Origin of the sequence: Neobacillus drentensis (assembly GCF_036965645.1) — a bacterium.
GTDB lineage: Bacteria > Bacillota > Bacilli > Bacillales > Cytobacillaceae > Neobacillus > Neobacillus drentensis_D.
Map to the genome: position 1 here is coordinate 1 of NZ_JBALPZ010000032.1, position 21791 is coordinate 21791.

Below are 21791 nucleotides of genomic sequence, written 5' to 3' on the forward strand. Positions count from 1 at the left end.
TTTTAATTGTGGGGCGGGGTGGAGGTTCTATTGAGGAGTTATGGGCATTTAATGAAGAAATGACAGCTCGTGCTATTTTCACTTCCAAGATTCCGATTATTTCCGCAGTAGGCCATGAAACTGACTTTACGATTGCTGATTTTGTTGCTGACTTGCGGGCTCCTACACCAACGGGTGCAGCAGAATTAGCTGTTCCCCATATTGAAGAGCTTGTGGATCGAATCTTACAGCGTCAAACTCGTCTGATTCGTGTTATGAGCGGAAGATTCAAGTTTGAAAAAGAACGGTTAAATCGTGTTCAAAAATCGTATGCTTTTCGATATCCGCACCGACTTTACGAGCAGAAACTTGAACAAATAGACCGGTTATCAGAAAGGCTAGTGCGTGGTACCGCTCGTTTATCAGCTGTAAAAAAAGACCAGTATGAGATTATATCAAAACGATTGCAGCGAAGACATCCAAACGAAGGACTGCAGGAAGCTAATAAGCGCTTTGACAGGGCACAAAAGGACCTAAACCGAACGGTGACGCAAATTTATGTGAAAAAACAGACAGAGTTTGATCGAATTCTGTCTACACTGCAAGCTTTAAGCCCACTTAAAATCATGGAGCGCGGTTATAGTCTGGCCTATACAGAGGATAACCGGCTGGTTAAGAGTGTAAATCAGGTAAAGGTGAATGAGCAAGTTCAAATTCAATTAACAGATGGAAGTCTTTTCTGTAATGTGGAAACAATAAAGGAGAGAGAAATAAGTGACGACTGAAAAAACTTTAACCTTTGAAGAGGCCATGACAAAGCTTGAGGAAATTGTTGAAAAGCTTGAAGAAGGCGACGTTCCATTAGAAGAAGCCATTACCTTCTATAAAGAAGGAATGGAACTTTCAAAACTATGTCATGATAAATTAAAAACCGTGGAAGAACAGCTTACGCAAATTATTACGGAGGATGGACGTACTGAGCGTTTTTCTATTGCAGAGGAGGATTAGGGCTTGGAAACCGGGTTACTAGACGCATTTAGAAAAGAATATCAACAACTGCTAAATCGGGAACTTCGAGCGCTGGTAGAAAAACTGGATGCCCCTTCCGTAATAAAGGATTCCATGATTTATTCTTTAGAAGCAGGCGGTAAAAGAATCCGCCCTTTATTACTGTTTGCAACATTGGATGCCTTTGGCATTGACCCTAAAAAGGGCCTTCCGGCCGCAGCCGCAATTGAAATGATTCATACGTATTCCTTAATTCATGATGATCTGCCCAGCATGGATAACGATGATTTGAGAAGAGGGAAACCAACCAATCATAAAGTGTTTGGAGATGCGATTGCAATACTCGCTGGGGACGCTTTATTAACTTATAGCTTTGAAGTGATAAATATGCTATCCGATACTTTTGTTCCACCCTCTTCGAAAACGAGATTGGTTATAGAGATGGCAAAGGCAGCAGGCGCTGGAGGAATGGTTGGCGGACAAGTAGCTGATATGGAGGGGGAGAACAAAGTTCTAACCCTAGAAGAACTCGAGTATATACATATTCACAAAACAGGTAAGCTGCTTAAATTTAGCGTTGTTGCAGGAGCCATTATGGCTCAGGCAAATGAATACCTATTAAAAAACCTATCAGCTTTTGCTCATCACCTTGGACTTGCTTTCCAAATACAGGATGATATTTTAGACCTGGTAGGCAATCAACAGATAATTGGAAAGCCTGTTGGCAGTGATACTGTTAATCATAAAAGCACCTATCCACAACTATTATCCATGGATGGAGCAAGAGCAGCCCTTCAAAATCAAATTAAGATGTCCAAAGGATACTTAAAAAAGACCGACTTAAATACCATTCTCCTTAACGAGATAACGGATTTAGTTGCATCAAGGGATCATTAATTAGGGTGTTTCAGGCTGATTATTAGTGTCTTCTAATTGTTCTCATCGTAGAGAAGTGTTAAATTGCCGTTATCACTTAGTGTGTTAGCGGCTATTTTTTCAGATAGAGATAGATATACTATGAATAATATATGTAGAACGAAAAAGAATGAAAGTGAGTGGTCCAGAAATGGATTTATTATCAATCAAGGACCCATCCTTTTTAAAAAGGATGTCGAATCAAGAGCTTGAGGCTCTTAGTCAAGAAATCCGAGAATTTTTAATTCAAAAATTATCGGTAACGGGAGGACATATTGGACCAAATTTAGGTGTAGTGGAATTAACGCTCGCTTTACATAAATGTTTTGATAGTCCAAAGGATAAAATTATTTGGGATGTCGGACACCAATCCTATGTCCATAAAATTTTAACTGGCAGGGCCTGTGAATTTGATACATTAAGACAATTTAAGGGGTTATGCGGCTTTCCAAAGAGGGGAGAAAGTGAGCACGATGTTTGGGAGACCGGGCACAGCTCTACTTCTCTTTCGGCTGCAATGGGTATGGCGATTGCACGAGATTTGAAAAAGGAAAATTCCTTTGTCGTCCCTGTAATCGGCGACGGAGCCTTAACGGGCGGAATGGCGCTTGAGGCATTAAATCATATTGGACATGAAAAAAAAGATATGATTGTCGTCCTAAATGACAATGAAATGTCGATTGCTCCGAATGTCGGCGCTCTTCATAATATTTTGGGTCAATTACGGACAGCTGGAAAATATCAATGGGTAAAAGATGAATTAGAAGTTCTGCTCAAGAAAATTCCTGCAGTTGGAGGAAAACTTGCTGCTACAGCTGAAAGAGTAAAGGATAGCCTGAAGTATTTAGTAGTTTCTGGTATGTTCTTTGAAGAGCTGGGCTTTACCTATTTAGGACCCATTGATGGTCATAATTTTGATACTCTATTTGAAAGCCTCCAATCAGCAAAAAAGACCGATGGACCTGTGATTCTCCATGTGATTACAAAAAAAGGGAAAGGGTTTAGGCCGGCTGAAAGTGACAAGATTGGTACTTGGCATGGAACTGGGCCATACAAAATGGATACGGGAGATTTTGTCAAACCGACAAAAAAACAACCACCTGCATGGAGCAGTGTTGTGAGCGAAACGGTCCGTAAACTCGCAAGAAGTGACGACCGAATTGTCGCAATTACCCCAGCAATGCCTGTTGGTTCGAAGCTAGAAGGTTTTGCCAGCGAGTTCCCAGACCGCATGTTCGATGTGGGGATTGCCGAGCAGCACGCTGCAACTGTTGCAGCAGGATTAGCCACTCAAAATATGAAGCCATTTTTGGCCATTTATTCAACCTTTCTACAACGAGCCTATGATCAAGTGCTGCATGATATTTGCCGGCAAAAATTAAATGTTTTTATTGGTATTGACCGTGCAGGTTTAGTAGGTGCCGATGGGGAAACACATCAAGGCGTATTTGATATAGCTTTTTTAAGGCATATCCCTAATATGGTCTTAATGATGCCTAAAGACGAAAATGAAGGTCAGCATATGGTGTATACCGCATTAAATTATAATGATGGACCAATTGCGATGAGATTTCCACGAGGAAATGGAATAGGGGTAGAGATGGATGAAGACTTCCAGAACATTCCGATTGGCACTTGGGAGACGTTAAAAGAAGGAACTGATGCGGCAATCTTAACCTTTGGTACCACTATTCCAATGGCTATGGAGGCAGCACAAAGTCTTGAAAAAGAAGGTTTGTCTATTAGGGTGGTTAATGCAAGGTTTATAAAGCCCCTGGATGAAAAGATGTTAACGGAACTCCTTGATAACCATATTCCAATCCTTACCATTGAGGAGGCGGTTTTACAGGGAGGATTTGGCAGTGCAATCCTAGAATATGCAGGATCCCAGGGATATCACAATGCACTTATTGACCGGATAGGGATTCCAGATCGCTTTATAGAACACGGTGATGTAGATTCCTTACTTGAGGAAATCGGTTTAACAACAGAAGAAGCGATAAAGAGGACTTCGCAATTAGCGATTGCCAGAAAAAAACAACAAAGGGCATGAAATATGAAAAACAAAGAACGCTTAGATGTTTTATTAGTTGAAAGAGGACTTATTGAGACACGTGAAAAGGCAAAAAGAGCCATTATGGCAGGCTTAGTTTATACAAATGAAGAGCGATTAGATAAACCAGGTGAGAAGGTTAAAGTAGATATTCCCTTAAATATAAAGGGGAATGTACTTCCATATGTCAGCAGAGGCGGCTTAAAGCTGGAAAAGGCATTAAAGGTCTTTGATGTAAATGTTGAAGGTAAAGTCTTATTGGATATCGGTTCTTCAACGGGAGGATTTACTGATTGTGCCCTGCAAAATGGAGCTAAGATGTCATATGCGCTTGATGTTGGATATAATCAGCTTGCATGGAAACTTCGTCAGGATGAGCGGGTTGTCGTAATGGAAAGAACCAATTTTCGTTATGTCACACCAGCTGATTTGAGTCGGGAAATGCCGAACTTAGCCACAATCGATGTGTCGTTTATTTCATTAACATTAATTTTACCTGTATTAAAAACCCTTTTAATTCCTGGCAGTGATATTATTGCGTTGGTTAAGCCGCAATTTGAGGCTGGACGAGAACAAGTCGGTAAAAAAGGAATAGTCCGGGATGAAAAAGTACATTTACAGGTTATTGAAAAAATCATTAATTTTTCCATCAGGGAAGGCTATATTGTAAAGAACTTATCCTACTCTCCTATTACAGGAGGAGACGGCAATATAGAATTTTTGCTCCATCTAAGATGGGAAGGTGAAGAAGAAGGGATTAATCAACTGCCGATTCAACCTGATGAGATTGTTAAGGAATCCCATAAAGAATTTCACACAAAGAAGGATGAGGGATAGGCAGATAGCCTATCCTTTTGCATGTGAATGTATTTTTATGAGAAAAAAATGTACATTCCTTTGAAAATGGGCTAACATATTGGTAGATAGGACATACTCTGATGTTCTTTTATTACGAGGTGAAAAGATGAATAAAGGTCAACGCCATATAAAAATAAGAGAAATTATTGCCGGCAACGATATTGAGACGCAAGATGAATTAGTCGATGAATTAAAAAGCGCAGGATATAACGTAACACAGGCAACCGTCTCTAGAGATATTAAGGAATTGCACTTAGTTAAAGTGCCATTAACTGATGGACGCTATAAATACAGCTTGCCAGCAGATCAGCGCTTTAACCCATTACAAAAATTAAAACGATCACTTATTGATGCATTTATAAGAATTGACTCTGCAGGTCACTTGCTCGTTATGAAATGCCTGCCCGGTAATGCAATGGCAATAGGGGCATTAATAGACAATCTTGACTGGGATGAAATATTGGGAACAATATGTGGTGATGATACCATGTTAATTATCTGCCGAACACCGGAAGACACTGAGGTCATTACCAACCGGTTCCTTGACATGCTTTAAATGGGGGGAGAGTTCCTTGTTAGAAGAATTATCTATAAAAAATTTCGCCATTATTGAGGACTTATCAATTTCATTTGAAAAAGGGTTAACTGTTTTAACAGGGGAAACAGGTGCAGGTAAATCCATTATAATCGATGCGATTCATTTACTAGTTGGTGGCAGAGGATCAGCTGAATTTGTCCGTCATGGTGAAGAAAAAGCCCTTATTGAAGGATTATTCCAAATAGATGACCCTTTTCATCCTGTTATTACAAAGGCGCATGAATTTGGGATTGAGATTGAAGAAGGAATGGTTATATTACGCCGTGATATTGCCCGGTCAGGGAAAAGTGTTTGCAGGATTAATGGAAAACTTGTCACCATTTCAATTCTTAGAGAATTAGGTGCAACCCTTGTAGATATCCATGGACAGCACGAACATCAAGAGCTCATGGATGAAACTAGACACCTGCTTTTACTTGATCAATTTGGTGCAGAAGAAATTTATCCTGCTCAGAATGAATATTCACAGGTATTTCGCCGCTTTGAGCATACCTTACATAAACTTAAATCATTGAGCGAAAATGACCAGCAAACAGCACATCGACTCGACCTAATCCAATTTCAATTAGATGAAATTCAAAAGGCAAATTTAAAGCCAAATGAAGATGAAGAATTGTCTGAGGAAAAAAGGAGATTAGGGAATTTCGAAAGGGTATTTGAAGCCATTCAGACTTGCTATAACGCTTTAAAGGGAGAACAAAAGGGACTTGACTGGATTGGGCTCGTTATGGGTTCGCTCGAAGAGGCTGCGGCACTTGATTCAACCTATCAAGATTTATCTGATTCAGTTTCAAATAGTTTTTACCAATTAGAAGATGCGGCACATACATTAAGAAATGAATTAGACGGTCTTGAATATGACCCGCAGAGATTAAACGAAATTGAAAATCGTTTAAACGAAATTAATCAGCTAAAACGGAAATATGGAAAAACCATTACCGAAATATTAGAATATGCTGCCAAGATTGAAGAAGAAATTGAGACATTGCAAAATAAAGAAACGAATATTGGAGAACTTGAAAAGGAATTAACTTCTATCAAAAAAGACTTAAGTTTAGAAGCACAGCAATTAACAGAACTCCGTCATAGATGGGCAAACAAGCTGACAAAATTAATTCATAAAGAATTAAAAGAACTGTATATGGAGAAAACTATTTTTGAAATTCGATTTGAATCCGAACAGCATCATTTCGCCAAAAATGGTGTTGACCATATAGAGTTTTACATTTCAACTAATCCTGGTGAACCATTAAAGCCATTGTCCAAGGTAGCATCAGGTGGAGAATTGTCTCGAATTATGCTGGCATTAAAAAGCATTTTCTCTAAACATCAAGGGGTAACCTCGATCATTTTTGATGAAGTAGATACCGGTGTGAGCGGTAGAGTTGCGCAATCCATTGCTGAAAAGATCTATAAAGTGGCAGCGGGTTCTCAAGTTCTCTGTATTTCTCATTTACCACAAGTGGCAGCTATGGCTGATACTCATTTGTTTATTGCGAAAATTATAAAGGGCGGACGTACAAAGACATCTGTCACCCCTTTAAAAACAGAAGAGAAAATAAAAGAAATAGGTCGAATGATTTCTGGTACAGAAATAACGGATTTAACTAAGAAACATGCGGAAGAATTACTACAATTAGCTGGTAAAAATAAGATAAAATGAAAAGCTATCCAAATTGGGTAGCTTTTTTATGTTGAACGAAGTTATAAATGATTGTCAAGGAGGCAAAATTATAGATGTAGCCATTTTTATAAGTGCAGTGAAAAGAAGCGAGGAGAGTGAAGGATTTGAAGTTAGAAATAATTAGAAAGATTATTGGTGGAATTCTCCTTGTTTCATTAATTAGCCTTATTTTTTTTCAGCCCTTACAGCAATACCTTTCAATACCAAAGTCAATAACAGTTTTTGAAGGACAAGATTACACGTTCCAAAAGGCTGCCCCGGTAACAGCCACCATAGCATCTCACAATTCAAATATCACACTTAATCAAGAAATAAAATCGGTATCCGTAAAAGCAAATGAATACGGAAAAAACGAAATGCTTCTAGAGTACGCAGGGATCCCCATTAAAAAGGTCGATGTACGAGTGTTAAAAGATTTCCGTGTCTTGCCCGGAGGTCAATCCATTGGTGTTAAACTAAATACAGTTGGTGTGTTAGTGGTTGGTCACCATTTAATTAACACAGCAAACGGAAAAAAATCTCCAGGTGAAATTGCAGGAATTAAAGTTGGAGATATTATCACCGAAATCAATGGCAGTAAAATTGAGAAAATGACAGACGTAGCCCCTTTTGTCCAATCGGCAGGACAAGATGGTAAACCTCTCGATTTAGTGATAACCCGTGAAAGTGGTAAATTCACAACCAAACTGACTCCTTTGAAAGATAAGGGAGAAAGCAACTATAAGCTTGGCTTATATATTAGAGATTCTGCAGCTGGAATTGGAACCATGACGTTTGTTCACCCACAATCTAAAAAATATGGTGCCCTTGGACATGTCATTTCAGACATGGATACAAAAAAACCAATTGTTGTTGAAGATGGTCAAATTGTCCGCTCTACCGTAACATCGATAGAAAAAGGAAGTAATGGTGATCCAGGTGAAAAGCTTGCTCGTTTTTCTTCTGATCATGAAATTGTTGGTAATATTCAAAAGAATAGTCCGTTTGGAATTTTCGGTGAATTAAACCGGGAATTAAAAAATGGCATATTGGATAAACCACTTCCAATTGCCTTATCTGATCAGGTAAAAGAAGGACCTGCGAAAATTTTAACAGTGGTTGATAATGATCGTGTAGAAGAATTTGATATCGAAATTGTTAGTACAATCCCGCAAAAGTTTCCGGCAACAAAAGGCATGGTTATAAAAGTAACCGATCCAAAGCTGCTTGAAAAGACAGGAGGAATTGTGCAGGGAATGAGTGGCAGTCCGATTATTCAAAAAGGTAAACTAGTCGGAGCTGTAACTCATGTCTTCGTCAATGATCCTACATCCGGCTATGGAGTCCACATTGAGTGGATGCTAAATGAAGCTGGAATTAATATATATGAAACACCAAAAGAAAAAGCTTCTTGAATTCTAAGCAAAATAGGTGTAACGGCCTATTTTGCTTGTTTTTTGTATAAAGAAAATTCGACAAAGGATAGTTAAAATTTGGAAATAATGCGTTTTAAGTCGAAAAAAGAAGTAAAACAAAGAAAAGATAAGATTTTATCACTATTTTAACAAATATTTAAAAAATGAAAGGAATTTTTGTTGCATTGTCGAATTTCTAATTTAGAATAGAATTAAGAGAAAAAACACGATTTGAATGTTCAATTAAAAATAGAGACTTGATTTGAATGAGGGAGGAACAGGAATTGAAAAAAATAAAGGTATTTGTTGTTGATGATAATAGAGAATTAGTTGGATTATTAGAGGACTATATTTCCTCCCAAGATGATATGGAAGTTGTCGGTATTGCGCATAATGGTCAAGAATGTTTAGATTTGCTTGCTTCCACAGACCCAGATGTTCTTGTTCTTGATATCATTATGCCGCATCTTGACGGTTTAGCCGTCCTCGAGCGTTTACGTGAGGTGAAAAAAGGAACAATTCCTAATGTCATTATGCTGACTGCATTTGGTCAAGAGGATGTTACTAAGAAGGCGGTTGAACTTGGTGCTTCTTACTTTATTTTAAAACCTTTCGATATGGAAAACCTCGGAAGCCATATTCGCCAAGTTAGCGGTAATACGAATACTTTTACAAGAAAGGCTCCTGCTGTAAGCTACCGTTCACAGTCCGAACAGAAACCAAAAAATCTTGATGCAAGCATTACTAGTATTATTCATGAAATAGGTGTTCCAGCGCATATTAAGGGATATTTATATTTACGTGAGGCGATATCAATGGTTTACAACGATATTGAACTTCTAGGCTCCATTACAAAGGTTCTATATCCGGATATCGCTAAAAAATATAATACGACAGCAAGCCGTGTAGAGCGGGCTATCCGTCATGCAATTGAAGTGGCTTGGAGCAGGGGGAATATTGATTCCATATCTTCCTTATTCGGTTATACAGTAAGTATGTCGAAGGCAAAGCCTACCAATAGCGAATTTATTGCCATGGTTGCAGATAAATTACGCCTCGAACATAAAGCTTCTTGAAGAAATCAGTAAATGGCAAAGGCCTACATTCCATAGAATGAAGGCCTTTATTGTCGTTTAGGAAATTATAAAATTTTCGCTTGTGGATAACTGTTAATTAAAGGGCTGTCTACGTCCAGCTCCAGCGCCTAGCCCCTCGATGGTCTACAGCCAATCCGTCCAAAAGGTTAAAATGCAACCTTTCGGCCGGCTCGTCTTATGCTTGTCGTGGCTAGGAAAAAATGAACTACTTTTTTCCCTGACCAAGGCGCTTGCGCTTTTGTTCTTTGGGTTTTAATTTTTTTCCTTTTTTTCTACTTCGATAAGTTTTTGTATAAGAATATGTTGCGGTAAATGCATAAGCTGTTCCAACGGGATTTTTAATTCCTGGGATAATTTTAGAGCGGTTTCTGTTGATAATTGTAATGGTTTCATGTATATTCCTCCATTTTTATGTTGGGAAGTGAAAATATGACACAAATTTTTGCACACCGTGGATATTCCGCATCATTTGCTGAAAACACCATGGGTGCTTTTGTAGAAGCGGAAAAAGCTGGTGCTGATGGATTAGAGCTCGACGTTCAGTTAACCAAGGATGGAGAAATTGTTGTTATTCATGATGAAAAAGTAGATCGTACAACCACTGGTAACGGATTTGTTAAAGATTTCTTATATAAAGACATTAGAAAATTAAATGCAAATAAAAACGGGTTAAAAAAAGAACAAATCCCGTCATTATCAGAGGTATTGGAGTGGCTTCAATCTAATAAATTAATCTGTAATATTGAGTTAAAAAACGGACTCATTCCTTATGATGGAATGGAAGAGAAAGTTGTTCAATTAGTTAGGAAATATGGGTTGAGCGATCGGATTATTATCTCCTCTTTTAATCATTATAGTATTGTGTATAGCTACAGGATTGCACCAGAGATTGAAACAGCACCACTATTTATTGAGGGAATCTATATGCCTTGGATATATTCCCAATCCATCCGGGCTAAGGGGATTCACCCTAAACATTCTGCAATGTCCGATAATATACTTACCAATACTATGGATAATGGTATTGCAGTACGACCATACACAGTTAACAAGGATGCGGATATGCACAGGCTTTTTAATATTAATTGTACGGCTATAATAACAGATGATCCCGTTAAGGCTCTTCGAATCAGAAAACAATATGACAACAACTTAAAATGAATGGATTACTTAATTGAATGGCTGTGTTAAACTTGGATGTTGATTTCCGCTGCAGTCGCTCGCTTTCCGCTCCAATCAACATCGTTTCAAAATCANNAAAATCAACAATAACCTTTAACACAGCCAATTGAAAAGGAGAGTGCAGTTCAAGAGAACTGCCTCTCCTTTTTAGTTTATCTGCCAAAGGATACTATTTCTTAAACTTAGGCTGAACTTTATTACGCTTACGGTCACGGTGAAAAATAAATCCGGCTACAAATCCAAGACCCCCGATAAAAAAAATCAACCCTGTTAAGAATTGTAATATTAAATTTGGAAAGGGTGCCTGAAGAATTCCGAATGTCATATCACGCATTAATTTAATTCCTAAAGCTGCTAATGCACCTGGAATGACTAAAATGATGAGAGCAATAATACGTATCATAAATAAATCCTTCCAATTACTAAAAAATTTTCTGATTTCTATATCATTATATCTCAACAAAAAATTTTTATATAGAAGAAAATTGTCAACACTAGCCTTTTAGTTATAAAATTGAAGAGACTTGCAGAGTCTTTTTTATATGGAATGCAAAATTTTTCCTAAATTAAAAGGAGTACAATAAATGCAAAACATTATGATTGTTGGTGCTGGCAAAGGTGGAACGGCAATCTTAAAAATATTAAAAGAATCTGAAGTGCTTAACGTTCAAATTGTTATCGATCGACAAGAAGATGCACCTGGGATCCTCTTCGCTAGAGAAGAGGGAATTAAAACGGGGACTAGCTGGCAGCCCTTTTTAAATGAGAATATTGATATCATTATCGATGTGACTGGTGATGATGAGGTTTTTCAGGAAATTAGAGAGGCTAAAAATAAACAAACTGTTTTAATTCCCGGGAGCGTTGCCTACTTGGTATCTAGGCTCATGGAAGAAAAAGAAGAACTTGTGGCAAAACTCCAAAATGATACATATAAGCAGGAACTTATTTTTAACGCTGTTAATGATGGGATGCTCGTAATTGACCGTCGAGGACAAATTATTCTATTTAATAAACGAGCTGAAGAAATAATGGGATTCCAAAAGGAGCAGGCAATTGGGAAGGATGTTCTTGAAGTTATTCCATCGAGCAGGCTTTTAGTAATATTGAAAACAAGAAGAGTGGAAGCTAATCAGGAAATGGTATTAGGTAACGGAAGGAAAATTATTACAACCCGAATTCCGATTATTGAAGAAAATGGAAAATTGGTGGGGGCATTTGCTGTTTTTAAAGATATAACTGAAGTGGTCAATTTGGCTGAGGAGATCACCAATTTAAAAGAGATCCAAACCATGCTTCAAGCTATTATTCACTCGAGTGATGATGCCATCTCAGTTGTGGATGAGAACGGGCGGGGGATCATGATAAATCCAGCCTACAGCAGACTAACAGGCCTTACAAACGAGCAAGTTATAGGGCAACCAGCAACCGCTGACATTTCTGAGGGCGAGAGCATGCATATGAAGGTTTTACAGACAAGAAGGGCTGTACGTGGTGTGCCAATGAGGGTAGGGCCAAATAAAAAGGAAGTAATTGTTAATGTAGCTCCGATAATTGTCGAAGGGAAACTAAAAGGCAGTGTCGGTGTCATTCATGACATGTCAGAAATGAAATCTTTAAGCAGAGAGTTGAACCGAGCCAGGCAAATCATCCGAACACTAGAGGCAAAATATACATTTGAGGATATTATTGGCATATCCGAGGAAATGGTAATAGCTATTGAACAGGCAAAGCTTGGGGCAAAAACTCCTGCCACTGTGCTTCTTAGAGGAGAATCGGGAACAGGGAAAGAATTGTTTGCCCATGCGATCCATAATGCAAGTGATCGAAAATATAATAAATTCATTCGTGTGAATTGTGCAGCCATATCTGAAACTTTATTAGAGAGTGAATTATTTGGCTATGAAGAAGGTGCCTTTTCAGGTGCAATTAGAGGCGGAAAACGCGGGTTATTTGAGGAAGCGAACAATGGCAGTATCTTTTTGGACGAGATAGGGGAATTGGCGGCCAATACCCAGGCCAAGCTCTTAAGGGTACTGCAGGAGGGTGAAATTATCCGCGTAGGTGGTACAAAGCCAATTAACATAAATGTTCGAATCATTGCTGCCACAAATGTAAATCTGGAAAAGGGTATTGCTAAAGGTTCGTTTAGGGAAGACTTATATTACCGTTTAAATCGTATGCCCATCCAAATCCCTCCGCTCAGAAAGCGGAAAGAAGAGATTCCTGTTTTATGCAGCAGACTGATTCAGAAGATTAATCGAGATTATGGAAGAAATGTTGAAGGTGTTACGAAAGAAGCACTATCTTATTTAATGGAATATGACTGGCCGGGTAATGTGAGAGAGTTAGAAAATATCCTTGGCAGGGCGATTATTTTCATGAATTATAATGACACTTTTATTGATATTCACCATCTTCCTGATTTAAGAAAAAGAATAACGGAAACTTCTGGAGTGAGTGCTCCTGAACAGTTTAATTTAGATCAAACTTTGCCTGAGATGATAGAGGAATACGAAGCAAGGATTATTCAAGAAACCCTTTCAAGATTAAATGGAAATAAAACTTTGACGGCTAAAACATTGGGTTTATCGGTACGAAACCTTTATTATAAACTGGAAAAATATAATCTTGAAAAAAATAGCATGCAATAATTTTCATGGTGTGAAAATTATTGCATTGACCTGATCAGCAAAATAAAGCGTTTACATACAAACAATTTGGCACGAAAATTGCAAGTTTTAAAATGGGATAAGGATGAGAAGAGAGGGTTGATGACTGCTTGTTGTTAGACTCATTGATCGATCAAGCAACCCGAAATGGACATAATACGGTTGCTGTAGCTGCTGCAGACACGGCAGATGTCATTGAGGCCGTTATGGATGCATTAAATAAAAATCTTGCTGAATTTATACTTTATGGTAACCAGGAAAAAATCATTTCACTGATTAAGATGCAAAAGCAGGGACTGCTGAATAATCATAAATTAAAAATTATTCATACCGATTCGATTCTAAGTGCAGCAGAATCTGCTGTTAGGGCAGTTTCTAACAATCAAGCCAACGTATTAATGAAAGGAAATGTTCCATCTAATATTCTATTAAAGGCAGTGTTAAACAAGGAATTTGGGCTCAGAACAGGAAATGTTTTATCCCATACTTCTGTCTTTGAAATTCCAGGTTTTAATCAATTCATTTTAATTACGGATGCTGCAATGAATATTGCCCCTGATTTAGAACAAAAAGTGCAAATTTTAAATAACTCAGTTGTACTAGCCAAATCAGTCGGAATTGAAATGCCCAGGGTAGCTGTAATTGCTGCCGTTGAAACAGTAAATTCCGATATGCAGGCAACCCTTGATGCTGCTGCTTTAACAATGATGAATAAACGGGGGCAGATTACGGATTGTATAGTCGATGGTCCACTCGGTCTTGATAATGCCATTTCAGAATTAGCTGCGAAGCACAAAGGGATCATCAGCAAGGTAGCAGGTAAAGCAGATATTTTATTGGTACCTGCCATCGAGGTGGGGAATGTGTTATATAAATCATTAATTTATTTTGCAAAGGCAAAGGTAGGTGCCGTAGTTGCGGGAGCTAGTGCCCCTATTGTCCTGACATCGAGAGCTGATTCTGCTGAAAGTAAGCTCTATTCACTGGCATTAGCATTGTGCTGTGTAAAAAAATAGCTTGGACCCATTTTTAGGAGGATATATTCATGGAGATTTTCAAATATTTAGAGAAATATGATTATGAGCAATTAGTTTTTTGTCAAGATAAGCAATCAGGTCTAAAAGCAATTATTGCTATTCATGATACAACACTGGGCCCAGCATTAGGCGGTACCCGCATGTGGACTTATGCCTCCGAAGAAGCAGCAATTGAAGATGCTCTTCGTCTTGCAAGAGGCATGACCTATAAAAATGCAGCCGCAGGCTTAAACCTTGGCGGAGGAAAGACAGTTATCATAGGTGATCCACGTAGAGATAAAAGTGAGGCTTTATTTAGAGCATTCGGCCGTTATATACAAGGGCTAAATGGGAGATACATTACCGCTGAGGACGTAGGAACCACTGTGGCAGATATGGATTTAATCCATGAGGAAACGGATTTTGTAACTGGTATTTCCCCTGCATTTGGTTCATCTGGCAATCCTTCACCAGTTACTGCATTTGGTGTTTATCGCGGCATGAAAGCGGCGGCGAAGGAAGCTTTTGGTACAGATTCACTTGAGGGAAGAGTCGTTGCTGTTCAGGGAGTTGGTAATGTTGCCTATACGCTCTGTGAATATTTGCATAAAGAAGGGGCACGGCTTATTGTAACGGACATTAATAAAGAGGCGGTTAAACGTGCGGTGGAAGCATTTAGTGCACATGCTGTTGATCCTGATGACATTTATGGAGTGGACTGTGACATTTATGCTCCCTGTGCTTTAGGGGCGACCATAAATGATGACACCATTCCTAAGTTTAAGGCAAAAGTAATCGCAGGCTCTGCTAATAATCAATTAAAAGATACACGTCACGGTGATATTATTCATGAAATGGGGATTGTTTATGCCCCTGATTATGTAATAAACGCTGGCGGCGTTATCAATGTGGCTGATGAACTTTATGGATATAATCAAGAACGGGCAATGAAAAAGGTTGAACAGCTTTATACAACGATTGAAAAGGTAATTGAAATTTCGAAGCGGGATGGCATACCAACCTATGTTGCTGCTGATAGAATGGCCGAAGAAAGAATCGAACGAATTCGTAATTCAAGAAGCCAATTTTTACAAAATGACCATCATATCTTAAGTCATCGGATTTCAAGATAAAAGCAACGCAAAAATCTAGGGGCTAGGTTAAACAAACAATCTACTCTTACAGTTAAAAATCAACTATCTATGGCTAAGTAATAAAGGAAATGAGGTAAAGGCAGAGCGCTGAATTCAATTCAGCGCATTTGCCTTTAGATTGATGTTTTAAAGTGGAGGTTACTTTCGTTGCCTGATAATCAATATAGAATACTAACAATCAACCCAGGATCCACATCCACTAAAATTGGCATTTATGATGATGAAATCTCAATATTTCAAAAAACAATCCGTCATGATGCTGAAACAATGAATACTTTTGTAAATATTATTGACCAATATCTATTTAGAAAGACTGCAATTTTGGAAACACTGGATAATGAAGGGATTAATATATCCAAATTATCCGCTGTTTGTGCCCGCGGTGGTTTACTTCGTCCGATTGAAGGGGGAACATACGCAGTAAATGACCAGATGTTAAAGGACTTACAAGCTGGTTACTCTGGACAGCATGCCTCCAATTTAGGAGGAATTATTGCATACGAGATTGCTATGGGTCTTAATATACCAGCCTTTATTGTCGATCCGGTTGTAGTTGACGAACTTGCCCCCATTGCAAGAATATCTGGTTTTCCTCTAATTGAGAGAAAAAGCATTTTTCATGCCTTAAACCAAAAAGCGGTAGCCAGAAGAGTAGCAAAGGAACTAGGTAAAGAATACAGTGAATTGAATCTGATAATTGCCCATATGGGCGGAGGGATTACCGTTGGAGTCCATCAACAAGGCAGAGTAGTGGATGTAAACAATGGTTTGCATGGTGATGGCCCATTTAGTCCTGAACGGGCAGGAACGGTACCTGCTGGAGATTTAATAGCACTTTGTTTTTCAGGTGATTATTATCGGGATGAACTAATGAAAAAACTTGTTAGGCAAGGGGGACTTGTCGGTTACCTTGGAACCAATGATGCTGCCGAGGTAGAAAAAAGAATTGCCGCAGGTGATAAGGAAGCGGAACTTATCTATCAGGCAATGGCCTATCAAGTTGCCAAGGAGATTGGGTCTAGCAGTACGGTTCTATCAGGAAAGGTAGATGCCATTGTTTTAACAGGAGGCCTAGCCTATAGAACAGCTTTCATAAAACTGATTACTGATAGGATTAATTGGATTGCAGACGTAATAGTTCATCCTGGTGAAGATGAGCTGCAATCCCTGGCTGAAGGAGCGATTCGTGTTTTAAAGGGTGAAGAAGAAGTAAAAGTTTATCAAAGGAATTTTACTATTGCAAAAATTTAAAATGATGGGGGAGGAATATTAATGGCGCAAGAGTATGATTTGGTTATTCTTGGAGGTGGAACAGGCGGCTATGTGGCAGCTATTCGCGCTTCTCAGCTTGGCTTAAAAACAGCCATTGTAGAAAAAGGAAAATTGGGAGGTACCTGTCTCCATAAGGGCTGCATCCCAAGCAAGGCCTTATTAAGAAGTGCTGAGGTATTTGCGACAACAAAGCGCGGTGAGGATTTTGGTGTGATCACAAGCGATGTTTCATTAGATTTTGGAAAAGTTCAAGCTAGAAAAAATAAGATTATTGATCAATTACATAAGGGTGTCCAACATCTAATGAAACAGGGGAAGATTGATGTTTATGAAGGGATTGGCCGAATCCTTGGACCATCAATTTTTTCACCAATGCCAGGTACTATTTCAGTTGAAATGAATAATGGAGCCGAAAACGAAATGCTAATCCCAAAAAATGTAATATTAGCTACTGGTTCAAGACCGAGAACGCTTCCGGGGCTGGAAATTGATGGTCGATATGTGATTTCGTCCGATGAAGCGTTACAGCTTGAAACTCTGCCAAAATCAATCATCATTGTTGGAGGCGGTGTTATCGGGATAGAGTGGGCTTCCATGCTGTCTGATTTTGGGATAGAAGTAACGGTAATTGAGTTTGCTGACCGCATTATTCCAACAGAGGATAAAGATATTTCTAAAGAAATGCAGCGAGTAATGAAAAAGAAGGGCATAAACCTAGTTACCAATGCAAAGGTGCTGCCTGAAACGATGGTTAAGGATCAAGAGGTTAGTATTTCGGCAGAGGTTAAGGGCGTGCTTAAAGAGTTTAAAGCTGAGAAACTCTTAGTCTCGGTTGGGCGCCAAGCAAATCTAGAGGGAATTGGACTTGAGAATACAGATATACAAGTTGAAAACGGCTTTATTGTTACCAACCAATATTATCAGACAAAGGAATCCCATATTTATGCAATTGGTGACGTTATAGGAGGTTTACAACTTGCACACGTAGCTTCACATGAGGGAATAATGGCTGTTGAGCATATAGCAGGTGAAAAACCATCACCGATAGATTATAACCTAGTATCTAGGTGCATCTACAGTAACCCAGAAGTCTCAAGTGTAGGAATAACCGAGGCTCAGGCAATTGAAAAAGGATATAAAGTGAAAATCGGCAAGTTTTCCTTCCGGGCAATCGGGAAAGCTCTTGTTTTTGGAGAGTCAGATGGATTTGTAAAAATTGTCGCAGATTCAAAGAACGAAGATATTCTTGGAGTGCATATGATTGGTCCACATGTAACAGACATGATCACGGAGGCAGGGCTTGCCATGGTATTAGATGCAACGCCATGGGAAATTGCTCATACCATTCATCCACATCCGACTTTGACAGAAGCCATTGGGGAAGCAGCCTTGGCTGTGGATGGAAAGGCCATTCATGCATAATAAACAAAGAGTTTTATGTAATGATAATTTGTTAGTGTTATCGAATAATCGGGAGGTTGAAACTAAATGGCAGAAAAGCGTCATGAAGTTTTAGGTTTAAGTGACCAAAAGGTATTGGAAATGTATGAGACGATGCTTTTGGCACGACGCATTGATGAGCGGATGTGGTTATTGAATCGAGCTGGAAAGATTCCATTTGTTATTTCATGTCAGGGCCAAGAAGCAGCACAAGTAGGAGCGGCTTTTGCCCTGGACCGGGAGAAGGATTATGTACTCCCCTATTACCGTGATATGGGAGTAGTATTAACCTTTGGGATGACACCAACAGAATTGATGCTCTCCGGTTTTGCAAAAGCGGAGGACCCGAACTCAGGAAGCCGGCAAATGCCTGGGCATTTTGGGCAAAAGAAAAATCGAATCGTAACAGGGTCTTCACCTGTTACGACACAAGTTCCTCATGCTGTAGGAATTGCTCTTGCAGGAAAGATGGAGAAAAAGGACCTTGTGACCTTTGTTACCTTTGGAGAAGGTTCTTCTAACCAAGGAGATTTTCATGAGGGGGCTAACTTTGCAGGTGTGCATAAACTTCCGGTTATCTTCATGTGTGAAAATAATAAATATGCTATTTCAGTCCCTATTGAAAAACAATTAGCCTGTGAAAAGGTGTCAGATCGTGCGATTGGATATGGAATGCCAGGTGTAACCGTTGATGGAAATGATCCTTTGGAAGTGTATAAGGCTGTAAAAGAGGCTGCTGACCGAGGCCGCCGCGGCGAGGGGCCAACCCTTGTTGAAACAGTCTCTTACCGGTTAACACCACATTCTTCGGATGATGACGATCGTTCTTACCGCGCACCGGATGAAGTGGCCAAAGCTAAAACAAAGGATCCGGTAATCACCTTTGGAGCTTATTTGAAGGAAACGAATGTCTTAAGTGATGACTTGGAAAAAGAAATCAATGATCGTGTGATGAAGCTGGTGAATGAGGCGACAGAATATGCAGAAAATGCTCCTTATTCTGCACCAGAAGATGCATTGAAATATGTTTATGCGGAAACGGAAGAGTAAGGGGGACGTAAAATGGCGATTATTTCATATATTGATTCAATCACAATGGCGATGCGTGAAGAAATGGAACGAGATCCCAAGGTGTTTATTCTGGGTGAAGATGTTGGGGTGAAAGGCGGCGTATTTAAAGCAACCCAAGGCTTATACGAACAATTTGGCGAGGAGCGGGTCATTGATACACCACTTGCAGAGTCAGCTATTGCAGGAGTAGGAATTGGGGCAGCAATGTACGGGATGCGTCCAATCGCAGAGATGCAATTTGCTGATTTTATTATGCCAGCTGTAAACCAAATTATTTCTGAAGCTGCAAAAATTCGCTATCGTTCTAATAATGATTGGAGCTGTCCAATTGTGATACGTGCCCCTTACGGCGGCGGAGTACATGGAGCACTCTATCATTCCCAATCGGTCGAAGCGGTTTTTGCCAATCAGCCAGGTTTGAAAATTGTCATGCCTTCCACTCCGTACGACGCAAAAGGATTATTAAAAGCAGCGATTCGTGACAATGACCCGGTTCTATTTTTCGAACATAAACGGGCATATCGCTTAATCAAAGGCGAGGTCCCTGCGGATGATTATACATTGCCAATTGGGAAGGCAGATATAAAACGTGAAGGCGAAGATATTACCGTTATTACTTATGGCCTATGTGTTCATTTTGCCCTTCAAGCGGCAGAAAAATTAGCCCAGGATGGAATTTCTGCACATATCCTTGATTTACGGACTGTCTATCCGCTTGATAAACAGGCGATTATAGAGGCAGCTTCTAAAACGGGCAAGGTTCTGCTTATAACAGAAGACAATAAGGAAGGAAGCATAATAAGTGAAGTTTCAGCCATTATTGCGGAACATTGCTTATTTGATTTAGATGCTCCTATTATGCGGCTTGCTGGACCGGATATCCCGGCTATGCCATATTCTCCCACCATGGAGAAATTCTTTATGATTAACCCGGATAAAGTCGAAAAAGCCATGCGCGAGCTCGCGGAATATTAAGGAGGTGTGGAACTAGTGTCAACTGAACAAATTAGAATGCCTCAATTAGGGGAAAGTGTAACCGAAGGTACTATAAGCAAGTGGTTAGTATCGGTAGGTGATAAGGTAAATAAATACGATCCTTTAGCCGAGGTGATGACCGATAAAGTAAATGCAGAAGTCCCATCCTCATTTGCTGGCGTGATTAAAGAGCTGATTGCTGAAGAAGGTGAGACTTTGGCGGTAGGGGAAGTTATCTGTACAATTGAAATGGAAGATAGCGGCTTGCAGGACCCTTCAGCAGCGGTGAATTCAAATTCAGCAGTAGCAACAAGTCCTGAATCGGTACCTGAAGCGGGCCAAGAAAATAAAGCACGGTATTCACCTGCTGTTTTAAAAATATCTCAACAACATAATATTGATTTAACGAAAGTGACAGGCACCGGTGCGGGAGGAAGGATTACCAGGAAGGATTTACTGAAAATAATTGAATCTGGTAACATTCCAACCGCTGCTCCAAAGGTGGATAAAGTAAATGAGACAGTATCATTGGCAGAGGTTACAGAAAAAGCTGCACCAACAGTCCCTCGTCAGCAGGCAGCAGTTTCGTCTCCAGCTGCCGAACAAGCTGCGGTTCCTGTGGCAATAGGAGACATAGAAATCCCTGTAACGGGGGTGCGTAAAGCGATCGCAGCTAATATGCTTCGCAGCAAACATGAGGCACCGCACGCTTGGACTATGATTGAAGTAGATGCAACCAATCTTGTGGAATATCGTAATGGTTTAAAAGACGAATTTAAGAAGAAAGAGGGTTTCAATTTAACTTTCTTCGCCTTTTTTGTAAAAGCTGTTGCCCAAGCCTTAAAAGAATTCCCGCAAATTAATTCGATGTGGGCGGGGGATAAAATTATTCAAAAGAAAGACATCAATATTTCTATTGCTGTAGCCACTGAGGATGCCCTTTACGTTCCAGTCATAAAAAATGCAGATGAAAAGACCATTAAGGGAATTGCCCGAGAAATCTCTGAGTTAGCAGTTAGAGTTAGAACAGGCAAATTAAAATCAGACGATATGCAAGGCGGCACCTTCACGGTAAACAACACAGGTTCATTTGGTTCTGTCCAATCGATGGGAATCATTAATTACCCTCAAGCGGCCATCCTTCAAGTGGAGTCGATTGTTAAACGGCCAGTTGTCATGAATAACAACATGATTGCTGTCCGTGATATGGTGAATCTATGTATGTCACTGGACCACAGGGTATTGGACGGACTAGTTTGTGGCCGTTTCTTACAACGAGTGAAAGAAATTCTTGAAAATACATCAAAATCAACCACAACGATTTATTAGTGATAAATTACCGCTGCCAGACGGGCAGCGGTTTTTATTATTTGCCCCCATCAAACGATAGTATTTTTATAATTTGTGATTCGAGTGTCTAAAT

General features: G+C 39.5%; 20 protein-coding genes. 18 read left to right on the forward strand and 2 right to left on the reverse strand.

The features are described from left to right. The 9 genes from V7266_RS05680 to spo0A form a co-directional block, all read left to right on the forward strand. On the forward strand, window positions 1–764 hold a 764-nt coding region (locus tag V7266_RS05680), incomplete at its 5' end, for an exodeoxyribonuclease VII large subunit (protein WP_335466529.1). Continuing rightward, the gene (locus V7266_RS05685; protein WP_215043384.1) at window positions 754–987 is read left to right on the forward strand and encodes an exodeoxyribonuclease VII small subunit; all 234 of its coding nucleotides are present in this window, start codon (window positions 754–756) and stop codon (window positions 985–987) included. The genes V7266_RS05680 and V7266_RS05685, both read left to right, overlap by 11 nt. Window positions 988–990: 3 nt before the next feature. Further along, a complete protein-coding gene (locus V7266_RS05690) occupies window positions 991–1884 on the forward strand; it encodes a polyprenyl synthetase family protein (RefSeq protein ID WP_335466533.1) in 894 nt (297 codons plus the stop codon). 169 nt (window positions 1885–2053) lie between these two features. Further along, window positions 2054–3955, forward strand: coding sequence for a 1-deoxy-D-xylulose-5-phosphate synthase (gene dxs, locus V7266_RS05695; RefSeq protein ID WP_335466535.1), 1902 nt, complete (start codon window positions 2054–2056; stop codon window positions 3953–3955). Window positions 3956–3958: 3 nt separating this feature from the next. Continuing rightward, the gene (locus V7266_RS05700) at window positions 3959–4792 is read left to right on the forward strand and encodes a TlyA family RNA methyltransferase (RefSeq protein WP_335466537.1); all 834 of its coding nucleotides are present in this window, start codon (window positions 3959–3961) and stop codon (window positions 4790–4792) included. A 127-nt stretch (window positions 4793–4919) separates the two neighbouring features. Further along, window positions 4920–5369, forward strand: a complete 450-nt coding sequence (gene ahrC / locus V7266_RS05705) for a transcriptional regulator AhrC/ArgR (RefSeq protein ID WP_335466645.1) — start codon at window positions 4920–4922, stop codon at window positions 5367–5369. A gap of 16 nt (window positions 5370–5385) precedes the next feature. Continuing rightward, window positions 5386–7074, forward strand: coding sequence for a DNA repair protein RecN (gene recN, locus V7266_RS05710; RefSeq protein WP_335466539.1), 1689 nt, complete (start codon window positions 5386–5388; stop codon window positions 7072–7074). Window positions 7075–7190: 116 nt separating this feature from the next. Further along, window positions 7191–8489: a SpoIVB peptidase gene (gene spoIVB / locus V7266_RS05715; protein ID WP_420491327.1), complete on the forward strand. Its 1299-nt coding sequence runs from the start codon at window positions 7191–7193 to the stop codon at window positions 8487–8489. 284 nt (window positions 8490–8773) lie between these two features. Next, window positions 8774–9565, forward strand: a complete 792-nt coding sequence (gene spo0A / locus V7266_RS05720; RefSeq protein WP_335466543.1) for a sporulation transcription factor Spo0A — start codon at window positions 8774–8776, stop codon at window positions 9563–9565. Between the two features lie 273 nt (window positions 9566–9838). Here spo0A and V7266_RS05725 read toward each other — a convergent pair whose 3' ends face one another. Continuing rightward, window positions 9839–9979, reverse strand: a complete 141-nt coding sequence (locus tag V7266_RS05725) for a YycC family protein (RefSeq protein WP_335466545.1) — start codon at window positions 9977–9979, stop codon at window positions 9839–9841. Between the two features lie 36 nt (window positions 9980–10015). On the opposite strand from V7266_RS05725, the gene V7266_RS05730 reads away from it, so the two are divergent. Continuing rightward, the gene (locus V7266_RS05730) at window positions 10016–10747 is read left to right on the forward strand and encodes a glycerophosphodiester phosphodiesterase (protein WP_335466547.1); all 732 of its coding nucleotides are present in this window, start codon (window positions 10016–10018) and stop codon (window positions 10745–10747) included. Between the two features lie 190 nt (window positions 10748–10937). Here the strand turns inward: V7266_RS05730 and V7266_RS05735 are convergent, their stop codons facing one another. Beyond that, complete coding sequence (locus V7266_RS05735) at window positions 10938–11171, reverse strand: DUF2627 domain-containing protein (RefSeq protein WP_335466549.1); 234 nt, start codon at window positions 11169–11171, stop codon at window positions 10938–10940. Between the two features lie 181 nt (window positions 11172–11352). Between V7266_RS05735 and V7266_RS05740 the strand changes: the two genes are divergently transcribed. The 8 genes from V7266_RS05740 to V7266_RS05775 all read left to right on the forward strand — a co-directional run bounded on the left by V7266_RS05740 (window position 11353) and on the right by V7266_RS05775 (window position 21697). Further along, complete coding sequence (locus V7266_RS05740; RefSeq protein ID WP_335466551.1) at window positions 11353–13422, forward strand: sigma-54-dependent Fis family transcriptional regulator; 2070 nt, start codon at window positions 11353–11355, stop codon at window positions 13420–13422. 128 nt (window positions 13423–13550) lie between these two features. After that, window positions 13551–14456 carry a phosphate butyryltransferase gene (gene yqiS, locus V7266_RS05745; RefSeq protein ID WP_335466553.1) on the forward strand — a complete coding sequence of 302 codons (906 nt, stop codon included), beginning with the start codon at window positions 13551–13553 and terminating at the stop codon, window positions 14454–14456. Between the two features lie 29 nt (window positions 14457–14485). Then, on the forward strand, window positions 14486–15589 hold the full coding sequence (gene bcd, locus V7266_RS05750) for a branched-chain amino acid dehydrogenase (protein ID WP_335466555.1): 1104 nt from the start codon (window positions 14486–14488) through the stop codon (window positions 15587–15589). Window positions 15590–15757: 168 nt separating this feature from the next. Next, the gene (buk, locus tag V7266_RS05755; protein WP_335466557.1) at window positions 15758–16861 is read left to right on the forward strand and encodes a butyrate kinase; all 1104 of its coding nucleotides are present in this window, start codon (window positions 15758–15760) and stop codon (window positions 16859–16861) included. 21 nt (window positions 16862–16882) lie between these two features. Beyond that, on the forward strand, window positions 16883–18304 hold the full coding sequence (gene lpdA, locus V7266_RS05760; protein ID WP_335466559.1) for a dihydrolipoyl dehydrogenase: 1422 nt from the start codon (window positions 16883–16885) through the stop codon (window positions 18302–18304). A gap of 66 nt (window positions 18305–18370) precedes the next feature. Then, on the forward strand, window positions 18371–19372 hold the full coding sequence (locus tag V7266_RS05765) for a thiamine pyrophosphate-dependent dehydrogenase E1 component subunit alpha (protein WP_335466561.1): 1002 nt from the start codon (window positions 18371–18373) through the stop codon (window positions 19370–19372). Between the two features lie 12 nt (window positions 19373–19384). Beyond that, complete coding sequence (locus V7266_RS05770) at window positions 19385–20368, forward strand: alpha-ketoacid dehydrogenase subunit beta (protein WP_335466563.1); 984 nt, start codon at window positions 19385–19387, stop codon at window positions 20366–20368. Between the two features lie 15 nt (window positions 20369–20383). Beyond that, entirely contained in the window at window positions 20384–21697 is a 1314-nt protein-coding gene (locus V7266_RS05775) for a dihydrolipoamide acetyltransferase family protein (RefSeq protein ID WP_335466565.1), read from the forward strand. The last annotated feature ends 94 nt before the right edge of the window (window positions 21698–21791 follow it).